The organism is Sphingobacterium corticibacterium, assembly GCF_004208525.1.
Taxonomy (GTDB): domain Bacteria; phylum Bacteroidota; class Bacteroidia; order Sphingobacteriales; family Sphingobacteriaceae; genus Sphingobacterium; species Sphingobacterium corticibacterium.
This window is the reverse complement of the sequence record NZ_SGIT01000001.1, coordinates 417,208-438,135: the sequence shown is the minus strand read 5'-3', so window position 1 is coordinate 438,135 and position 20,928 is coordinate 417,208. Positions and strand designations below refer to the sequence as shown.

Sequence of the window (20,928 nt, the reverse complement as noted above, 5' to 3'; positions counted from 1 at the left end):
AGCCTAAAAGCTGCGCATTTTTTGTGTTAATCTCCTGTTACTTCTCATCCGGCAAAAGAATGAATTTAAACAAGTGGTCTTCTTTCAGGTACTTGTTGGCGACCTCTTTGACAGATTCTACTGATATCTTGTCCAGATCCTCCAAATAACGGTTAATATAAGTTGGATCTTCCTCCCGCTGGTATGCCCCCGAAAGTTGTCCCATCCAGAACTTATTTTCTTTTAAAGAGAGTTCCAATTGACGTCTTTGCTCAATCTTGAATTTTTCTAAATCAGATGCCAAAGGACCATTTTGCTTCACTTTATTAATTTCATCCAATGCGGATGCGATCAAAGACTCATATCGATCTACCCCTGTACCGAATGATACGGTAAAACTATACCTATTTTTTGGATGCTTATTGGTGGATGCTCTTGCTCCGGTTCCGTATACCCCGCTTTCTTCTTCCCGCAAACGTTCAATAAGCTTAATACTCAACACACTTTCCAATGCGTTCATATTTAGATTTTCCATCTCGCCGTATAGATAATCCCCATAATACGTCAACATCACATTTGCCTTTTCTTCCTGACCTTTATGCACTATTTTTTCAAAGCCTTGCTCCGGTTCGTAAAGCCCTAAATCCTTTGCTTCTTCCTTGCGGTCCAGCACCGGCAAAGCGGCGAGATAATTCTCCAAATAAGGCTTGATTTCCTCTTCTGTAAACGAACCAACAATCGTAAATACGAAATCCGAAGCATCTGCAAAACGCTCCTTATAAATTGCCAACGCACGTTCTTTATCAATTTGCTTGATACCTTCCTCCGAAATAGGCATACGGCGGATACTGCCTTTATACAAGTTTTCCAAAATTGATTTTCGAAAAACAAAAGAGGGATCACTCTCTTGATTGCTGATCATAGACAACGATCTCGTGATGATACTTTGGAATACATCATCCTCTATACGCGGTTCCGTAAAGTAACCGTAAATCAATTCGAAAGCAGTCTGGAGCCCCTCTTTATCAGCGTAACCTGACACTCCTTCACTACGTTCGCTTATATAGGGACTAATATTGACATTTTTTCCCGTCATATATTTGCGAAGTTCGATCGTGTTCAGTTGACCTACACCACTGTTATTCACTAAATTAGCCGCTTGTGCAGCCGAAAAATATTCACTATCGTCATACAGAGAGGTTCCTCCTGGACTAAAAGCACTAATTAAAATTTCGTCATTTTTAAATGTAGTAGGCTTCAAAATTACCTTTACGCCATTTCGCAATGTCCATTCTTTGGTTTCTATTGCAGCAATATCCTTCACCGCAGCAATCTTGCCTGCTTGAGGTTCTTTCGATAGTAATGGCAAATCAGATACTTTATCGTCATATGCACTGATCTCCTCTCCCGCTACTTCGCCAAACCACATATGCACCTGTTGTTGGTTAGGAAGACTATCCTTTTCCTTATCGGGTGCCATAATAATAACATCTCGATTGGCATCCACATAAAAGGTCCTCCCGATCTCTTCTACCTCTTCCAATGTCAACGTAGGTAATAGCTGCTTATATAGTTTATACAAGTCTTCATTACTTAATGCAGGACTATCTTCCAGATAAAAATTCAAATATCGATTCACATAGCTATCCGATTTCTTCTTGTCACGCTCGATATAAGCTGTTTCATTATTCTTTTGAATACTAACTATTGCCCGTCCAAACTCCGTTTCGGTAAAACCATGTTGTTGCACACGCTCAAGTTCGCGCACCAACGCTTTGAAACCGCCTTCAAACTCGTTCGGCTTCGCTACAAAAAAAGCCGTGTAGGCATCCAGTCCGCCCAAAAACTCATCTATTCCCACGCTAGCCTGTATAAAAGGCGGATGGGCAGATTGTCCCAACTCGGAAAGACGCGCATTTAGCATATTGCTATAAACTGATTTTAAAATGCTTCTTCTAAATTCGCGGACGGTCTCCACCTTCTCCTCCGGATGTTTTATAGAAATTTGCCCTAAGGTATACGTCATTTCAGGATCTGTCACAGCTATAAACTGATTTTTGTCCAATAAAGGCACTTTATGCTCTATATGTTCGGATGGATTTTCAGGCGACTTTAAATCGCCAAACAACCGACGAACCTCCGCTTCTATCGCTTCTACATCAATATCACCGACAATAATCAATGCTTGTAAGTCGGGGCGGTACCATTTTTCATGAAAACGCCGCAACACTTCGTATGGAAAATTCCGGATGATATCTTCGGTACCGATCGGTAAACGATGTGAATATAGCGAATTGTTCAACATGATGGGTAGGTATTGATCGCGCATACGTTGGCTAGCTCCACGTCCTCCCCGCATTTCCTCCAGCACAACACCTCTTTCCTTATCAATTTCTTCATCCGTCAACAAAGCATCCTGTGCCCAATCCCGTAACACTTGAAGTCCATTTTTCAACAGTTCGGGATCGTCTGAGGGAATAGGCAATTGGTAAACTGTTTTATCAAAGCTCGTGTACGCATTCAAGTCGCTCCCAAAACGTACGCCCGCACGTTGCAGGTAGTCCACCAGCTCATTTTTTGGAAAATGCTTCAAACCATTGAAATTCATATGTTCCATAAAATGGGCTAAGCCTAATTCTTCTTCTGTTTCCAAAATAGAACCGACTTTGGTTGCCAAATACATCGTAACACGATCTTTGGGTTCTACATTTTTACGGATGAAATATTGAAATCCGTTTTCCAGTTTACCTGTTTTAACTTCCTGATCAAAAGGCAAAGGTGCCTCCCAAGAAAGCGTATCGAGACCGAGAATATTCCGAGATTCCTCCAACATAATCGTTGGCGAAGCTTGGCTAAGCGGAAACAATCCTGGCAATAAAAATGCAATTGCAATAGGCTTTATTAAATTCATTAGCAATTTAATTTGTTGTTTATAAATAATCGAATATGGTAAACCTACAAAATTTCCATGATTTTCTAAACGAGGATTCACAATATATGGGATATTATCCTTCTGAAAAGAAAACAGCGTTTTCTTTTTGTGAAAACGCTGTTGGAAGAAGTGGTGTCCCCGACGAGATTCGAACTCATATCTTCAGAACCGGAATCTGAAATTCTATCCATTGAACTACGGAGACTGCGCTGGCAAAAATACTATTTTTTACCTTACTTTAAAATCGAAATGAAAAATATAAATGCCAACGTATATTTTTTAATGATGATGGCCATCTTCGGACACCAAATGAACCGCTACTTTCAGATCCAAATCGTTCGCTCCCGTAAATTGGGTGAAGTTTATATTGTTCCAATCGGCAGCAGTAATATTATCTTTTACACCCGGATTTAAATGGCGCATTACATAACGCAATGTAAAGGTATTCGTTTCTTTTAGAACCGTTAAATAACCTGTAACACCTACGTTTACCCGTTGATTATCCGCATTTCTATCTGCGTATACGTATTCCAGACTCCCCGCCTCCGCGCCGAGTATAAAAGCCTGATGTATATCGGCACGACTGACGAATGTCTGTTGCGTTTCGCGACCGGCAAAATCGGTAGCGAGCAATTCCAGCCGATAGGTTTTTCCAACTTCCAAATGCAAATGCGCATCAACCGGAGGCAGCATATCCTTGCCTTCAAACTTAACTTCTTCTATTTCAGGATCCGTTATATCGTTGTAATCATAGTGATCTCCATGCGCTTCACGTTCTACTTCTGTAAAAGTTAGTGTGGCTGTGCCCACTTCCTCTTGGTCTTCTTCTGGTATAGGATCATCCTTGGAGCATGATGGTGCAAAGAAAAGTATGCTAATGGCTAAAATAAAAATATTAATTTGTTTCATGATTTTGATAATTTTAAAATTGATAAGAAATTTTTACGTTTATATTTCTACCCATTTGATGGGTGAAATAACGAAATCGATCCATATAATCCTTATAGGAACGATTGAATAAATTTTCTACCGACAGCATAACATTCCAAGATGTGCCAGTATCCGTATCTGTTTTGATGTGCTTACTCGCCACGACGTCAAACAAATGGTAAGCGGGTGGCGGTGCGACATAATCCATTCCCTCCTCATATTGATTTTGCTTTGCGACAAAGCGATGTGCAAACTTGAGATAGCTTTCCGGCTGTGAATCACCCCAATAGGCCCATGAAAGTGCCTGTTGAAAACGTGCAGATGGAATATAAGGCAAATAAGTATCCAACTCCACATTACGCGCACGCACGATGGATGCACGCACATCATAGTGAAACGTATTTAGAAACGCATAGCGCAATTGCAAATCAGCACCATAAAAAAAAGCGTTGTGCTGTTGATAAGCGAACAGTGGAAAGGTACCTCGAATCGTTTGGCGAACAGCATCCGGGTTGGGCTGTGCATAAATATAATCGTATAGCATCTGCGCATAGACATCGGCCGTTGCTTGGAGACGTTCATCACTCCATATAAAAGCGTTTATCCATTTTAAGCCTTTTTCACTACGGAGATCTGGATTTCCCAGCTCATAAGTCGCACTTCCATGGTGTACGCCGTCGCTATACAACTCATTAACGGAAGGTGCGCGCCAGGCCAACCCAATATTACTTTTCCAGCTTAATTTGGGTGAAAAATGATAAAGCGTACCGACTGTTCCCGACGCATTGTGAAATCGACGAGTGTCTGTTAGAAGATACTGCTCTACTGTTCCATCATCATCGATAGCATCTCTTCGATAGCGATATCCCGCGATATCCAAATACTTGAAATCATAGCGACCACCTATTTCCGCGTGCCACCTATCAATGTGAAACTGGTGCACGGCAAATATGCCCACTGCGTAGCTGTCAAAATTAGGAATAATAGGTGTTGTACCCGTACCGGGCATATTATTATTGACCTGTATTAGCGATTGTACACCTATTGAGCTATGACCTTCCTTCACCACGACATCCAAGCTTTGTGTGGTCAATACCATATCCGCCATGGGAAGATCGTCTGATTCCACTCTTCGTAGATCGTATTCCCGACGATGGTTTCGTTGCAATCCATAGTGCATTTCCAATCGACGGTCAGCACGAAGTTGATGTTCCCACGACGCTTTAACCAGATCGTGCGTTACCTTTTGCCGAGGTGCTTCTATTTGATAACTAAAATCATAAGTTTCAAAAGGACGTCCATGGTCTATACGTGCTTGAATATCTTCAACCGTACCGATATGAGCACCCCGAAAGATGCCCAATTGTGTTCCAAAATGACTAAAATACAATTCCAGTTGATTTTTGTCTTTTTTATATTGCAATGTTCCGGCATAGTTGAATTCATCTACTCCCGTATTACCCAAGAAGTAATCGGCCGTTTTATAATTCCCCATTTTTTTACCACTTGTTTGCATACGCCAACCTAATCCGGGCAAGGCTTTCACCGCCCCTTCCAAAAGCACATTTATCATTCCCCCACGTCCGTTCGACTGCCCTATCAAATCAAGATTTCCTTTCCATTCTTTCTCTAAATCAATATCATTTGCCGACACAAGGATAACACCTCCCAACGCATCTGCCCCATATCGAACACCTTGCGCGCCTTTTACGACCTCCAGCTGGGCTGCGGTGAAAGGATCGATTTCTGGTGCATGCTCCATACCCCACTGCTGTCCTTCCTGGCGGACTCCATTGTTTAGAATAAGTATCCGGTTGCTGTGGAGCCCATTGATAACAGGCTTCACAATGCTGCTTCCCATCCCAATCGTAGACACGCCGGAAATATCCGTCAGCGATTCTGCCAAAGGTTTTCCTTTGTTTTCTTGCATCTCCTGCGTAGAGAGACGATGTATACTTTGGGATAATTCGCCACGACGCCCAATGACTTCCACATCTTGCAAATGAATGGAATCCTGTCTTTTCAAAAACGATGAACGTTCTTCTTGCCCCTTACCAGGGACGGCAAAAAGCCATAGCACCCAACACAGGGCTAAGCATTTGTATTGCATCTATTTAAAAATTTTTAAGAAATGTTATAAGAGCCTGTTTAAATTCTGATCATACAAATTAACAGGATCTAAATCTGAACGACGTGGGTTTATACGTGTTGCGGCGGGTCTTTGTTGCGTTGTAAACGTTCTATTCCATCCGGAAAAAATAAAGAATTTCTTCCATTACGTAGATTTATACACGTCTGTACCGCGATATCCGGCAACAAACTATCTATCGCAAAATGATGACTTACTTGATGTAAAACAAACCAACAAAGTGCGCATTCATCTGCATCGGGATGTTCTTGATGATCCGAAGATGAACAATCGTGATGGTGTGTAATATCATGCGTATAATGAAGCCCATTACTTGTTGACAACACCAGTAATGCCATGATCACACCTATAAACCGCCCTATCTTCGCTACCATAAGAAGCCACAAAGATAAGTAAATGCAATCATATTGCAAATTAAAGTTTACTTAGTTGCATTAACATCCGGAGGAGATTATGATCTTGGGTGGTATTGTGTGATAACAGACTGTAAATAATCTTTATCAATATGTGTATAAATCTCTGTGGTTGTAATACTTTCATGCCCAAGCATATCCTGTACGGCACGTAAATCCGCCCCCCCCTCTACTAAGTGAGAAGCAAACGAATGCCGAAAAGTATGGGGACTAATCGTTTTCGTAAGACCTATTTTTTTGGCCAGATCTTTAATAATAAGGAATACCATAACACGCGTTAACTGCCTTCCTCTCCTATTTAGAAATACGATATCTTCATATCCTGTTTGTATCGGAATATGAGGGCGTATTTCTTCCAGATATATTTTCAAATATTTAATAGCCTGCTGTCCGATAGGAATGAGACGCTCCTTATTTCCCTTTCCCTCAACTTTGATAAACTCTACATCTAAGTAAAGATTCGAAATTTTTAATGTCACCAATTCTGAAACACGCAAACCACATCCATACAATACTTCCAAAATGGCTTTATTACGCATGCCTTCTAATGTAGACACGTCAATAGCCGCAATTAGTGCATCTATCTCTTCGAGGTTTAGCACACTGGGAATTTTACGGTTTAACCGAGGGGATTCCAATAGTTCAGTCGGATTATCTTTCCGGTCATATTCAATCTGGAGGAATGCAAAAAAAGTTCGCAACCCGGAAAGAAGTCTGGCTTGTGTAAAAGGCGAAATGCTGAAATCATTGATAAAAACGAGAAATTGCTGTATAAACAGGGTATCTATTTGATCAAGCTCCTTTCGCTTAAAGCTACAATAGGCTTCCAACTTCTGCACATCATTCAAATAAGCAGCTATCGAATGGTTTGCGAGATTACGTTCCAATTGCAAATAGCGCTTGAAATCTTTTTTCACGAGATCCCATGTCATATGTGAATAAATTGTCTTTTTAATAGGCAGTATTTCATATGTATATAATTATCTATAAGTGTAAGTATTCATTTATATAAATGAATACTTACGGTTTGTCTTTTAAAGATCATATGGAATGCCCAGACTATATTCATCGGCGTTTGTGATTTGCAATCATGGACATTTCATATTATCAAAGGTAGTGAAAACAAATAATTTTCAATAACTTCGTCGTCATGGCAAAATTAATCAATCTAAAACCCCTTAAAGATTTCTTAGATTCAAGTACAGGTGGTGGCATCTTATTATTCGTATGTCTTATTTTATCATTAATTATTGCAAATAGTCCTTTATCGGAGGCATTTAACAATCTACTGGGCACCCATTTGGGCTTTGAAAACGCCAACATTCAGCTCCGATATAGTGTAGCCGACTGGATAAATGACGGGCTCATGGCGATCTTCTTTTTATTAGTGGGTTTAGAGATAAAGCGTGAACTCGTAGAAGGTGAGTTATCTTCTCCCCGCCAGGCTGCATTACCCATATTAGCGGCTATTGGAGGTGCTTTGGTTCCGGCACTCATCTATACCTTGTTCAATGCAGGAACGGAGACGCATCACGGATGGGGTATTCCGATGGCAACAGATATCGCTTTTGCGCTGGCCGTTATTTCCATGCTTGGCAAACGAGTGCCTGTAAGTCTCAAAGTTTTCTTAGCAGCACTGGCTATTGTAGACGACCTATTAGCTATTCTGGTTATTGCCGTTTTCTATTCTACCGAACTTCATTTTACTTATCTCTTATATGCAGCCGCTATCCTCTTGCTCTTAGTTGCTTTTAATCGTTTTGGGGTGAAAAACCTGTGGATGTACCTCATCCCCGGTATTTTCATATGGTATTTTATCCATCATTCGGGTATCCATGCCACGATTGCGGGGGTTCTCGTAGCCATGACTATCCCAACAAACGATACCGACGTAGAATCTCCACTGGAGAAACTAGAGCATACCATCGCAAAACCAGTCAACTTTATCATCGTTCCTTTATTTGCCATTGCAAATACCGCTATCACGTTTCAAAGTGAAATGATCGGTGGGTTGACTTCACCTATGGGTCTCGGTATTATGATTGGGCTTTTCGTCGGCAAAACAGTGGGTATTTTTAGTACGTCGTTTCTATGTATAAAATCCGGCCTTGCACAGTTGCCTGATAAAGCAACATGGGCGCATATTGCCGGTGTTGGTATGCTTGGTGGAATTGGTTTCACGATGTCTATTTTTGTGTCATTACTATCTTTCAGTGATCCCTTACATGTAGAAGAAGCAAAGCTGGCAGTTTTGGTAGGTTCACTGCTATCGGGGCTGTTTGGTTACTTCTTTTTGAAAGCGTTGAGCAAACGACCGCACATATAGTAGAAAGAGGCAAGTTTTTCAAACTTGCCTCTTTCTGGTTTAAAAATCTATTTTATTTTAAAATACTGGCGTATTTTCTTGTTGATCCGGAGTCTCTGCAGGCACTTCAGCGTCCGTACTTGTCTCCGGCGCTTTATCAATCAACTCCATAAACTGATCCAGTTTCGGCGTAATAATAATTTGTGTGCGGCGGTTTCTTGCTTTTCCATCGGGCGTTGTATTATCAGCGACAGGATTATACTCCCCACGTCCTCCAGCTGTCAAACGTTTGGGTTCAACACCATATTGGTTCTGCAATGCTTGCACAACAGATGAAGCACGCAATACACTTAAATCCCAATTGTTTCGAATATTTTTCTGTGAAATAGGATCGGTATCTGTATTACCCTCAATTAGCACATCGTATTCTCTGTAATCTTGGATGATCTTCGCGATTTTACTAAGTGTCTCTCCGGCCCTTTCAGAGATCTCATAACTACCTGATCTATATAGCATATTGTCCGATAATGATATATATACCACACCTTTCAACACTTTCACGTCCACATCGCGCAACTCTTCGCGACTTAAAGAACGCGTCAGATTATTGGTCAAGACCAGATTAAGTGAATCGCTTTTGTTTTTGGTGTTCACCAGATGCTGGATATATCTATTCGATGCATTAATTTCATCAACCAACTTCGAGATATTCACATTTCCCTGCGTATTTTGGTTTATACTCATATCCAACGTTCCTTGCAAACGCCGTAATGCTTCACGTAAGGAGGCATTGTTTTTACGCTCCATAGCCAATTGCTCTTCTAAATTTTTAACGTTCGTCCGACTTTCTGCCAGTTGCATCTGGCTTTGTTGATAACGTTCGGTCAAATCCTGGTGCTGCATTTGCAATGCGGCATATCTTTTCTTCCCGCCACAACTCGCAAGGAATAAACCAGAAATCAGGACAGCCATGATGATTATTCTTCTATGTATCATAAGTTGACATTTTGTTTCTTAATATCAAGCATTGCAAAAGTAATGCCTAAAAAACGTTGAAATGGTGACGTTCTCTTAAAATTCATACCCGATACCGATTGTATAGGCACGATTCCGTTGCTCATACGCGGCTTGATCAGGAGCTACATCCGTCAACCCTCTTTGGTATCCTATATTTATCAAATATCCGGATCGAAGTTTATAACCAAAACTGACGTTCCAACCAAAATCAACCCCTTTTTGTGTACCATCATCGCCAAAAGAAAACTCCTGCTTCGCCGAACCACTGTAACTATCGGGAATATAATTTTTACCGAATAAGCCAACCCCTGCATACCCCCCTACTTTCAGAAAAAAATTACTGGTATCCCGTAAAGGTAACTTAGCCACCAGATTAACAGGTACTTGAAGCCAATACGTATGCTGCCGGACTTCCCGACTTCCGAATTCAGATTGGTTTAACACAGCTCCTAAGCCCGTTATAGCTAACCCTCCTTCTACACCAAAATATTTATTAGGAGATAACATTGCCCAGCCTGACACTTGACCATTATATGTTTTGGAAGCCGATCTTCCTACCCCACTACTGATGTTCTCCAACAAATAGATGGAACTGGTGGCACCTGCGGCAACGCCATAATTCAGTTTCCAGTCTTGCGCAACCGCCATATTTAGTATCGCCGACAGGAAAAAACAAATCGTATATATTTTTTTCATTTTCGAGCGCGTTTACATTACCATGGATTAGGGATAAATCGCCACATATCATAAAAAGGTGAAGTACCGCTACGGCCTGTTACCACGTAAGCAGCACCATCATGAACAAAAGAAACTGCCTGATGCCGTGATGAACCACCAAACGCCTGATGTTCTTCCCAGTAATCCCCCGATACCACGTACCTCCATGTAGACGTCGTCGGCGATCCGTTGTTTGCCGACAAACCGCCGGATATATAAGCATGTCCGTCTAAAACAAATACTGCCGGACTCAATCGGGTCAGATTATAGGTATAATCATCGTCACGACCAGAAAGATCTTCTTTCGGTGTCCATGTCGTTCCATCAAATGTATAAAAGGATGCAACATTCTGGTTATTACTGGTTCCGCCACCCAGATAAACCAAATCGTTCAGCACAAAGGTGAAAGCAAAAGAACGCTTATTAGGTGTACTCGCTATTTTCGTCCAAGTTCCACCGTCTGCACTCGGCGTATAACTATAAAAATCGTTAAAATCTTGTCCGTCCATATCTTTTCCGGTACCTACATAACCGACATCCCTCAGGGTAAATGCCGCGGCACCGTAACGAGCATCACCGGCAAAGTCAGTGACACGCGTCCACGTATCGCCTGCAGGGTCATATTCATAAAAGTCTTTAAACATGACGTTGGAGTTGGTTCCTAAGCCCACATATCCTTTTCCGTTCATCACAAAAGATACGGCATTGTTACGCGCTGCCCCGGGGAAGTCTTCCACACGTGTCCAATTTTCCTGAGCCGGGTTAAAACGCCAAGTATCCACAAATCTGTTTGAGCTCGTTCCATAACCCGTGGTGATATAGGTATAACCATCTATGGTAAAACTGGTGGCACCGCTTCTTGGAAGCCCCTCAAAATCTGCTCCTTTTGTCCATTCATCAGGATCATCATCGTCATCAGACGAACATGCCGCACCGGCAAACAACACAACAGTTAGTAAAAGCAATTTAATTAACCAATTCATATTTATTTAGTTTTTAGAATTTTACGTATAATACTTGTAATTTAATAGCAGGTCTAACGTCCTTTACGGCGATTTTCAAATGATCAACAGCAGATAGAAGACTCGTGGTCGGCAAAGCAAGCAAGAGGCTCACTGCTTCGTCTTCTACGCTATTTCGCAGACCATTCATATACCCCGTTAAATCAAACACATATTTCCCGTTTGCCGCCCCTCCGGACTGACTACCCATTTGGTAGTAAGCTGTCTGTGTATCGCTCTGAAAGCTGTTGGGCAGGATCGAAACCGGCGTACCGTATCGATTTGCCTGCATAAGTATAAGGGCATCCGGCGGTGAAAAAACGTGCTCTTTCGACTGATCTGTTTCGATGATCAACTGGGCTTTGGTTATGGCGATGGCACCATCATTCACAAATAGCCGGGCCGATGGGAATCTTAAACGCGTAACCACTCCCGTTAACCCCTGTAGGTAGGTGCGGTTTCCGGTTAATGAGGACGCCAGGTTATCATTTTGGTCGGACAAATCTGCCAACGGCGTTCCTGCACGATCTATTATGATACGGTTAAATTGGTGGGTAGTTGCCCCTATCGGAAAACTGATGACGCCTTCCTCCCGCATACCATCATTTTGCGTTTCATAAGAATAATGAATTTCCAAGGCGACCGAATCCTTAAATCCGATAACTACCCCCTCACTCTCATCGGCGGGCACCAAGACCATCCCTTTCAGAAAATTGACAAAATCATCGTTGACCGTCAGCCTCGTATCTTCATTCACGGCCATATCGAAAAGGGTCTGCCCCCATTGGTCATCCAGCCGTATGGTTACCACGGTATCTTCCGGTGTATTGGGTCGAGGCCGAAAGGATACCGAGCCGAGTGATTCGCTATCATACGCAAATTCGCGATTGGCCAATAAGGTTGTGCCACCACTTGCGAATACCGGATACTCATCGTCTTCCAACGCAATCGGAAATTCGTAAGGCTCTATATCTTCGATTACACGATGTAGATTGAATCGGGTTAATTTTGTCGTGTCGCCATAGGAATAGCCGTTGTAATACAGCGTAATAGATAACGAATCATAGCGTGAATTTTCCGGCAGGCTGCTTAAAGCGAGCTGCTCGTTCGATAACCTGAAATACGACCGCGATTCTACACGACCGAGATCTGCATCATCTATACGCCCGACCAGTAACACACCTTGCCCGGTAGTGGGTAGCGGATCCAAAAGAAACGTGCTGGCTTCCACCGTTAACGTATCGGCCCTATTAACACCGGCCAATTCATTGACGATCCCGACATCCAAACCATCCCCGCTACAGGCGCTCAAAAATTGCAAGACAATTATCCAAACACAATAGTGATAAACTGCTCTGAAACCATTCATATTTTGCTGATTCATATCCGCTACAAAACTGTGTATATTTAATGTTAACAAAGGTTTCACAGGGTTAAATATGGTTAAATCGAAAAGCAGGAAGATGACATGATAAACTTTTTGCTTTGTTTTGAAAAACAAATGAAGAAGATGGCATGCAAGATAGGGCAACATAATGAAATACAGGCTTAGATTATTATTTATCCCGTTGGTGGCATCGGGAACGGGGATTGTATTGCTTCTAAGTTCGTGGTTATATGGCAGCTACAACCAATACATCGAAAATACGGCGTCTACGGCAGAAAGGCTATTATTTGACGCTATACAGGAGTATGTTCAAGCGGCTTACCAAGGAGGCCAGGAAGACAGACAGACCATGAACAGACCTACGTTTCTTTTCGAAAAAGTATTGTATGATGAGCTTATAAAAATGTATCCAAATGTATCTGCAGATTCGCTTTCCCAAATCATGGAAAGAATAAAGCCGGCGCCGCCGAGACATGCTTTTTTAAAACCAGACGGGAGATTACCTCTCCGGCCGCCTCAACTTTTTCCGGGATTCCTGTTCAACTACGTGACTTTTGACACGACAACTTATAATGTTCTACAGCATCGAATAGGCGAGCTACTCTATGCAAACGATTTAAAGACCGATTTCAAATTGGACATTTTCACGGCAAAAGACGGGGAATTTATGGTTAGAACGCCTGTAAACTCTCTTTCGGGCACTACCCTTACCCTCCGCCCTTTACTCATTGATGCCCAGCAACATCGATTTATTACATTGACGCTAACTTTACCATGGCGGCAAGCTTTGTATAGTCTGAGCTGGCAGTTAAGCCTTGCGGTTATTTTAGTCCTTACGATTCTGGGATGTTTTGTGTACCTCTTCCGAACTATTTCCAAACAGGATAAACTGGCAGAACTCCGGAAAACATTTGTTAACCAAATGACCCATGAACTGAGGACACCGGTATCTACCGTCTATGCTGCCGTCCAAGCATTGCAAAACTTTACCGAAAAAGAGAATATCGAAAAACGAGCTATGTTTCAGTCTATTGCGCGGGAAGAGCTGGAACATTTATCCGACATGATCGATAACGTGCTGCAAATTGCTGAAGACGACCATGCCACCAGGAAACCGTTGCACTACGAATATGTCAAGATAGAGCAGCTCATCTCCAAATGCATAACCAGAATTCGCGTGGGCAGCTCTTCACAGGACATTCAATTTAATTATGAAAATTTTGCAGCGGGCCAAGTTCTGTGGGCTGATCAACTCCACTTGGGTAACGTGATCAGCAATCTATTCGATAATGCCATCAAATATGGATCAAAAAACATTCAAATTATGATCCAGGAAATTCGTGATGGAGAATTTATCGAACTATCCGTCTCCGATGACGGCATCGGTATACCCGACACCTATCATGATCTTATATTCGATCCCTTTTTCAGAGTACCAAAAGATGATAATAGCTACCAGAGGGGATTTGGTTTGGGACTGGCGTATGTTAAACAGATCATCCGCCAACATAAAGGCACCATAAAACTAAAAAGCAAAAAAAATAGCGGAACAACTTTTATTATCAGAATTCCAAAAAAACGTCAGCTATGATCGATGTATTACTTATCGAAGATGAAATTAAACTTGCACAAATTATTATGTTAAGTTTAGAAATGAAAGAATTTAACGTCCGGTTTGCGTCAACCGCTATCGAGGCTTTAGATTTATTCCATAAAAAGAAACCGGATGTTATTGTATCAGATGTTATGATGCCGGGCATGGATGGCTTTACATTGGCTTTAAAAATTAGGGAGGAAGATCGTACGACGCCAATTTTGTTCTTAACGGCACTAACATCGACAGAAGATTTACTTAACGGCTATGATGTAGGCGGCAACGATTATCTAAAAAAACCTTTTGTCATGGAAGAATTGATTGCGAGAATCGGTTCCATGGCCAATATAAAAGCTAGAAATATAACCGCTGATTCCACCAATATCGGTAAATATACATTGAACGCCAGACGACAAATATTGCAGCTCGGAGATGACACCATCGATCTATCATACAGGCAAAGTGTATTGCTCAAAATGCTATATGAACATCGTAATACGGTGCTGGAACGCGATATTATTGTCGAAAAATTATGGAGTAAAAAACCCGTTAGTCCCAGCCGAAGTCTCGATGTATTGATATGTAGGTTAAGAAAGTATCTGATCAAAGATCCGAGCATCCAAATTAAAAACATTAGAGGTATTGGCTATAAGATGATGATATAGCTATAATTGCATGTAAAAGGAAATTTATCTAAGTTTAAACAAAAAAAACGATGAAGATCCTTTCTGCTACAGATATTTATAAATGGGAACAAGCGACGATGGCGAGTCAGCATCTTGCCCCAGCTACATTAATGGAACGAGCGGCAGATGCTTTATCGCAGGCGATACAGCAGTATGTTGGTGAACGGCAAGCTTCTTTTGTGATCTTATGCGGCTTTGGAAATAATGGTGGAGATGGATTGGCGGTTGGGCGAATGCTATCCCTTGCCGGACATACCGTTAAAATCTATTTATTAGAACATACTTCCTACAGCACGGAAAACAAAATAAACCAGCAACGCCTCCACGAAATGGGTATACCTATTTCTTCGCTGAGCCCCAAAAGTATTTTAGAATTTCCGACAAAAAGTATCTTGATTGATGCGCTATTCGGTTACGGTTTATCTCGCCCGATGGATGAACACTGGAAACCACTTCTTCACCAGATAAACACCGCTTCCAACCCTATACTTTCTGTCGACATCCCCTCCGGACTTTTTGCAGACAGGCCTACACCTGCCGATGTACCTATTGTACAAGCCCACATTACCTATACTTTTGCCTGTCCTAAACTGAGCCTCCTGTGTCCGAAATACGCTATTTTCACAGGTAATTTCCAGGTATTGGACATCGGGTTAGATAAGAATATAGAAAACACATTATCAACTCGTTATCTATACACACAGAAAGAAGATGTGCAGATTATAGCAAGTCCGTTATCGAAGTTCTCTCATAAAGGCACATATGGGCATACGTACATTGTAGGCGGACATTACGGCAGTATTGGCGCCATTATCCTGGCAAGCAAAGCGGCATTAAGAACAGGCTGTGGACTGGTGACGGCATACATTCCAGCTTGTGGTTATTCCATATTACAAAGTGTATTTCCCGAAGCACAGGTACAAACAGATCCGCTCGAAACACATATCAGCATGTTTCCCGAAAACATTACAGATTACCAAGCCGTCGGCATCGGCATGGGTATGGGGACACATCAAGATACAGCGGGAGCCTTACGTAAATTATTGGAGTGGTTCCGACTGAAACCCAAAACACCTGCCCTGCTATTCGACGCAGATGCTATAAACATACTGGCCAAAAATCCGGATTGGCATGCACTCATCCCACCAAACAGTATTTTGACACCTCACCCTAAAGAATTGGAGCGTTTAATCGGTTCATGGCAAGAGGACTTTGAAAAAATCGAAAAGGTCCGAGATTGGAGCCATCGTCACGAACAGATTGTCGTCATAAAAGGAGCAAATACCGCTATTGTTTTACCCGATGGTACCGTACACTTCAATTCAACAGGTAACCCGGGTATGGCCACGGGGGGTAGTGGCGACGTACTTTCTGGCATCATCACTTCCTTGTTGGCCCAAGGCCACACAGCAGTTGATGCGGCTTTGCTGGGCGTATACCTACATGGTTTGGCGGGCGACATTGCCGCGTTGTCTATCCACGAAAAAAGCATCACAGCGACTGATATTATTACACACTTATCTGGTGCATGGCAGCACCTACAAAATCCCCATGTTTAACAGAGACAAATTCCACTTGACCGTGATTAAACTAAACATACCATATACCTTATTAATTCTTCTACCATTCTTTACAGCAAGCCCGGTACACGCCCAGCTTATGAAAGCCAAAGAAATATTCAGTAAGGCCGATTCCCTTCGAGGCACACTGACACCTTTCCGGACGTGTTATGACATAAAATATTACCATCTTGACATCAAAGTAGATATAAACAATCGCTTTATATCTGGAAGCAATTTATTTAAATTTGAAGCAGTTGAAAATTTTGAAAGATTACAATTCGATCTTTTTGATAACCTTTCGGTAGACTGTGTGGAGTACCAAGGGAGAACACTATCTTTTGAGCGATCTTACCATGCGGTTTTCGTAGACTTTCCAAATACAATTCCGAAAGGAAAGATAGACTCTTTCAAGGTCTATTATTCGGGCACCCCCATTGCAGCAACCCGTGCACCGTGGGATGGCGGTTTCGACTGGAAAAAGGACAGTAAAGGAAAACCTTGGGTGGCGACTACTTGTCAGGGTTTGGGTGCAAGTGTATGGTGGCCGAATAAAGACCATCAGTCTGACGAAGTAGATAGCATGTTGATTTCTGTCGCCGTTCCAAACGAGGTTATGAATGTATCGAATGGCCGATTAGTAAAAACCGAAAAGTTAGATAAACACTACACCAAATATCACTGGAAAGTACGCAACCCGATAAACAACTACAACGTGGCCTTGAATATTGGAGATTATACACATATCATGGAAACGTACCTAGGCGAAAAGGGACCGCTTTCCGTTGACTATTATGTATTAAAGGAAAACAAAAATAAAATCAAGCATTTACAGAACAACACGAAACAAACGCTTGAGGCGTTCGAGTATTGGTTTGGACCTTATCCCTTTTATGAAGATGGTTATAAAATAGTAGAAACAGCGCATCTGGGCATGGAGCATCAAAGCGCCATTGCCTACGGCAACAAATTTCAGAACGGATATTTAGGTAAAGATGGTTCAGACACCGGTTGGGGGTTGAAATGGGATTTCATCATCGTCCATGAGTCCGGTCACGAGTGGTTTGGCAACAACATCACGGCAAAGGACCTAGCCGACATGTGGATACACGAGAGTTTCACCAATTATTCCGAGGCACTTTTTATTGATTATCATTATGGAAAGGAAGCTAGCCAAGCGTACGTAAACGGTAACCGAAAAGGCATTTTGAATGATAAACCTTTGCAAGGGCCCTATGGTGTCAACAAAGAAGGATCGGGAGACATGTATCTGAAAGGCGGCGTGTTACACAACATGATCCGGACCATGATAGACGACGATGAGAAATGGCGTTCCATCCTTCGCGGACTGAATAGCAAATTTTATCATCAGACGGTAGACTATAACGATATTTTAACCTATCTAAACGAGGAATCGGGCATCGATTTCACAAAGATATTTGAACAGTATGTTCAGCATAAAAGTGTTCCGGTACTGGAAATTCTACAACGAAATAATGGAGAAGTGTTTTGCCGTTGGATTGCAGAAGTACCGGACTTTAAAATGCCTATTCACATCGGAAAAAAAGGGCAGTCCAAAACACGTTATGAAATCAACGCTACCTTTCAGATTTTACCCATAAAAGTGGAGAATACCGAAGAACTGGATGTTGATACATTTAATTATTATATAGGGGTGGTAGAGTGTAGATAAAACCATTTTTTTTATTTAGGTTTGCATTAAATTTGAGAAACAAGACAATATAATTGCATGGGGTTATTTAACTGGTTTACGCAAGAAGTTGCTATCGATTTAGGGACAGCAAACACCTTAATTATACATAATGACAAAGTAGTAGTGGACGAACCTTCTATCGTTGCTTTTGACCGCACCACCAACAAGGTGATTGCTATCGGAAGACAAGCGATGCAAATGGAAGGTAAAACACACGACAATATAAAAACGGTAAGGCCATTGCGCGATGGTGTTATAGCAGATTTTACAGCTGCCGAGCATTTAATTCGCGGAATGGTAAAATTAGTGAACAAAGGTAAGTCTTGGTTCTTTCCATCGCTGAGGATGGTCGTTTGTATTCCCTCGGGTATTACGGAAGTAGAAAAGCGGGCGGTACGCGACTCAGCAGAAATTGCAGGTGCCAAAGAGGTCTACTTAATTCACGAACCTATGGCTGCGGCAGTCGGCATAGGTATCGATGTCGAAGAACCTGTCGGTAATATGATCATCGATATCGGCGGGGGTACCACAGAAATTGCGGTTATTGCCCTGTCTGGTATCGTTTGTGACCAATCGATCCGCGTTGCTGGCGACAATTTTGATTCGGATATCGTACAATATATCCGTCGTCAACATAATATCATGATTGGAGAACGCACTGCCGAGAAAATCAAAATTGAAGTGGGAGCAGCTCTTCCCGAGCTATCAGATCCACCGGCGGATTTCGCCGTACAGGGTCGAGACCTCATGACGGGTATTCCGAAACAGATTACGGTGTCCTATACGGAGATAGCCCACTGTTTGGATAAATCCATTTCGAAAATAGAAGAAGCCATTTTAAAAGCGCTGGAAATTACACCTCCGGAACTATCCGCAGATATATATCAAACCGGTATATACCTCACTGGTGGAGGGGCATTATTACGGGGCTTGGACAAACGTATACAAGCGAAAACAAAACTTCCGGTACATGTTGCCGAAGATCCGTTACGTGCCGTGGTAAGAGGTACGGGAATCGCGTTGAAAAATATTGGTCGGTTTAAATTTTTAATGCAGTAAAAGCATTATAATTCATTGATATATACGCGATATAGACGAACTGGTCGTTTATATCGCGTATTTGTTGGCAGCTAAATAATAGAAACCAAAACACATGAGAAACCTTTGGCTATTTCTGGTTAGATATAACGCTATATTTTGGTTTATTCTCTTTTTTGTCGTATCCATTATTTTAGTTGTGCGTCATAACAACTTTCAACGTTCTTCCTTTATCAGTTCATCCAATGTTTTTATAGGTTCCTATTATAAACAAGTAAACTCTTGGAAAAGCTATCTTTCGTTAAATGAAACGAATGAAGAACTGGCTGCTGAAAACGGCATGTTAAGGGAACAAATCCAAAGCCTCCTCCAGGCGGATACGACGGCAGATACCGTCCGTATTATAGATTCCATCGAACAGGGCCGGTATGCTTTTATCGTAGCAAAGGTTGCCAACAACAGTATTCACCAAAAGAACAATTATCTTACGCTCGACAAGGGTTCGGCCGATGGTGTAGAGAAAGGGATGGGCGTCATCACCTCCAATGGCGTTGTCGGCATTGTGCTTCAAACTTCACCTCATTTCAGCTCCGTACAGTCACTTTTACATCCGGACACGAGGATTTCCGTTACATTGGACAGCTCTGAAGTTATTGGCTCCCTTGTATGGGGAAGTAGTATAGATCCCCGCTACGGTGTGGTAAGAGATATCCCGAATCACGTTAAGGTTGAACAGGGTGAAAAAGTATATACCTCTGGTTTTTCGTTATTCCCCGCAGGTATTCAGGTCGGAAAAATAGTGGAAACAGGTATAACATCTGGAGAGAGCTTTTTAGATCTTAAAATAGAACTATCTACGAATTTCAGCAATCTGCATCATGTATATGTGGTGAAAGATTTACTGATTAAAGAAAAAGAACAACTAGAAGCTGACAGTCAAGACAATGGGTAGCGTAATAATTATAAATATTGTCCGATTTATTATCATGGTTCTACTGCAAGTAGTCTTATTTAAAAACATAGGCTATTACAATATGGCGACCACTTATCCCTATATTTTCTTTATTTTCCTTTTACCAATAGGATTACCAAATTTGTTGCTGTTTCTAATTTCCTTTTTAACAGGTTTGACGATAGATGCTTTTTATGATTCTGTTGGCGTACATGCCGCAGCATGTGTTAGTCTAGCGCTATTTCGAATATTCTTCCATAAAATCACCATAGAGGTCGAACTGAAAGAGTCGTTTAACACACCTTCCTTGGGGGTGATGGGTACCAAATGGTTTCTATCCTACGTGTTTTTTGGCGCCGTTGTACATCATTTCTTTCTTTTTCTTATAGAAACATTTACATTTTCTAATTTTCTATATACACTGGCAAGTACTATTTTAAGTAGTATATTTACAACTTGTATCATTCTACTGGTAAGTTTGCTGGTTTATAAAAGAAAGTCACGTATTGGTAGTATTTAAAAAGGTTAGCATACGCCTCTAACTTTTTAACAATA

At 41.7% G+C, this 20,928-nt stretch carries 17 protein-coding genes and 1 tRNA gene; 8 read left to right on the top strand and 10 right to left on the bottom strand.

The window, feature by feature from the left end; translation table 11 throughout:
* Positions 1 to 37: 37 nt before the first annotated feature.
* The 6 genes from EWE74_RS01840 to xerD form a co-directional block, all read right to left on the bottom strand.
* Entirely contained in the window at positions 38 to 2,890 is a 2,853-nt protein-coding gene (locus EWE74_RS01840) for a M16 family metallopeptidase (protein WP_130139836.1), read from the bottom strand.
* Positions 2,891 to 3,041: 151 nt separating this feature from the next.
* Positions 3,042 to 3,116: transfer RNA gene (locus tag EWE74_RS01835), tRNA-Arg, on the bottom strand.
* Positions 3,117 to 3,190: 74 nt separating this feature from the next.
* On the bottom strand, positions 3,191 to 3,820 hold the full coding sequence (locus EWE74_RS01830; RefSeq protein WP_130139835.1) for a hypothetical protein: 630 nt from the start codon (positions 3,818 to 3,820) through the stop codon (positions 3,191 to 3,193).
* A gap of 13 nt (positions 3,821 to 3,833) precedes the next feature.
* Complete coding sequence (locus EWE74_RS01825) at positions 3,834 to 5,951, bottom strand: TonB-dependent receptor (RefSeq protein ID WP_130139834.1); 2,118 nt, start codon at positions 5,949 to 5,951, stop codon at positions 3,834 to 3,836.
* 89 nt (positions 5,952 to 6,040) lie between these two features.
* A complete protein-coding gene (locus EWE74_RS01820; RefSeq protein ID WP_130139833.1) occupies positions 6,041 to 6,364 on the bottom strand; it encodes a hypothetical protein in 324 nt (107 codons plus the stop codon).
* Between the two features lie 77 nt (positions 6,365 to 6,441).
* Positions 6,442 to 7,335: a site-specific tyrosine recombinase XerD gene (gene xerD / locus EWE74_RS01815; RefSeq protein WP_130139832.1), complete on the bottom strand. Its 894-nt coding sequence runs from the start codon at positions 7,333 to 7,335 to the stop codon at positions 6,442 to 6,444.
* Positions 7,336 to 7,553: 218 nt separating this feature from the next.
* On the opposite strand from xerD, the gene nhaA reads away from it, so the two are divergent.
* Positions 7,554 to 8,729: a Na+/H+ antiporter NhaA gene (gene nhaA, locus EWE74_RS01810; protein WP_130139831.1), complete on the top strand. Its 1,176-nt coding sequence runs from the start codon at positions 7,554 to 7,556 to the stop codon at positions 8,727 to 8,729.
* Positions 8,730 to 8,786: 57 nt separating this feature from the next.
* On the opposite strand, the gene EWE74_RS01805 is transcribed toward nhaA, so the two are convergent.
* The 4 genes from EWE74_RS01805 to EWE74_RS01790 form a co-directional block, all read right to left on the bottom strand.
* Complete coding sequence (locus EWE74_RS01805; RefSeq protein ID WP_130139830.1) at positions 8,787 to 9,704, bottom strand: OmpA/MotB family protein; 918 nt, start codon at positions 9,702 to 9,704, stop codon at positions 8,787 to 8,789.
* A gap of 75 nt (positions 9,705 to 9,779) precedes the next feature.
* Positions 9,780 to 10,421, bottom strand: coding sequence for an outer membrane beta-barrel protein (locus EWE74_RS01800; protein WP_130139829.1), 642 nt, complete (start codon positions 10,419 to 10,421; stop codon positions 9,780 to 9,782).
* A gap of 17 nt (positions 10,422 to 10,438) precedes the next feature.
* Complete coding sequence (locus EWE74_RS01795; RefSeq protein WP_130139828.1) at positions 10,439 to 11,425, bottom strand: Kelch repeat-containing protein; 987 nt, start codon at positions 11,423 to 11,425, stop codon at positions 10,439 to 10,441.
* Between the two features lie 13 nt (positions 11,426 to 11,438).
* Complete coding sequence (locus EWE74_RS01790; RefSeq protein ID WP_165384626.1) at positions 11,439 to 12,827, bottom strand: DUF4270 family protein; 1,389 nt, start codon at positions 12,825 to 12,827, stop codon at positions 11,439 to 11,441.
* A gap of 151 nt (positions 12,828 to 12,978) precedes the next feature.
* On the opposite strand from EWE74_RS01790, the gene EWE74_RS01785 reads away from it, so the two are divergent.
* The 7 genes from EWE74_RS01785 (at position 12,979) to EWE74_RS01755 (ending at position 20,893) form a co-directional block, all read left to right on the top strand.
* Positions 12,979 to 14,421, top strand: coding sequence for a sensor histidine kinase (locus tag EWE74_RS01785; protein ID WP_130139826.1), 1,443 nt, complete (start codon positions 12,979 to 12,981; stop codon positions 14,419 to 14,421).
* The gene (locus EWE74_RS01780) at positions 14,418 to 15,089 is read left to right on the top strand and encodes a response regulator transcription factor (RefSeq protein ID WP_130139825.1); all 672 of its coding nucleotides are present in this window, start codon (positions 14,418 to 14,420) and stop codon (positions 15,087 to 15,089) included. The genes EWE74_RS01785 and EWE74_RS01780 overlap by 4 nt, the downstream gene beginning before the upstream one ends.
* 50 nt (positions 15,090 to 15,139) lie before the next feature.
* Positions 15,140 to 16,669 (top strand): NAD(P)H-hydrate dehydratase, encoded by a 1,530-nt coding sequence (locus EWE74_RS01775; protein WP_130139824.1) that lies wholly within the window; start codon positions 15,140 to 15,142, stop codon positions 16,667 to 16,669.
* Between the two features lie 100 nt (positions 16,670 to 16,769).
* A complete protein-coding gene (locus tag EWE74_RS01770) occupies positions 16,770 to 18,362 on the top strand; it encodes a M1 family metallopeptidase (RefSeq protein WP_239018522.1) in 1,593 nt (530 codons plus the stop codon).
* Positions 18,363 to 18,419: 57 nt separating this feature from the next.
* The gene (locus tag EWE74_RS01765) at positions 18,420 to 19,442 is read left to right on the top strand and encodes a rod shape-determining protein (RefSeq protein ID WP_130139823.1); all 1,023 of its coding nucleotides are present in this window, start codon (positions 18,420 to 18,422) and stop codon (positions 19,440 to 19,442) included.
* Between the two features lie 94 nt (positions 19,443 to 19,536).
* The gene (mreC, locus tag EWE74_RS01760) at positions 19,537 to 20,373 is read left to right on the top strand and encodes a rod shape-determining protein MreC (protein WP_130139822.1); all 837 of its coding nucleotides are present in this window, start codon (positions 19,537 to 19,539) and stop codon (positions 20,371 to 20,373) included.
* Positions 20,374 to 20,455: 82 nt separating this feature from the next.
* Positions 20,456 to 20,893 (top strand): rod shape-determining protein MreD, encoded by a 438-nt coding sequence (locus EWE74_RS01755; RefSeq protein ID WP_239018521.1) that lies wholly within the window; start codon positions 20,456 to 20,458, stop codon positions 20,891 to 20,893.
* Positions 20,894 to 20,928 lie beyond the last annotated feature (35 nt).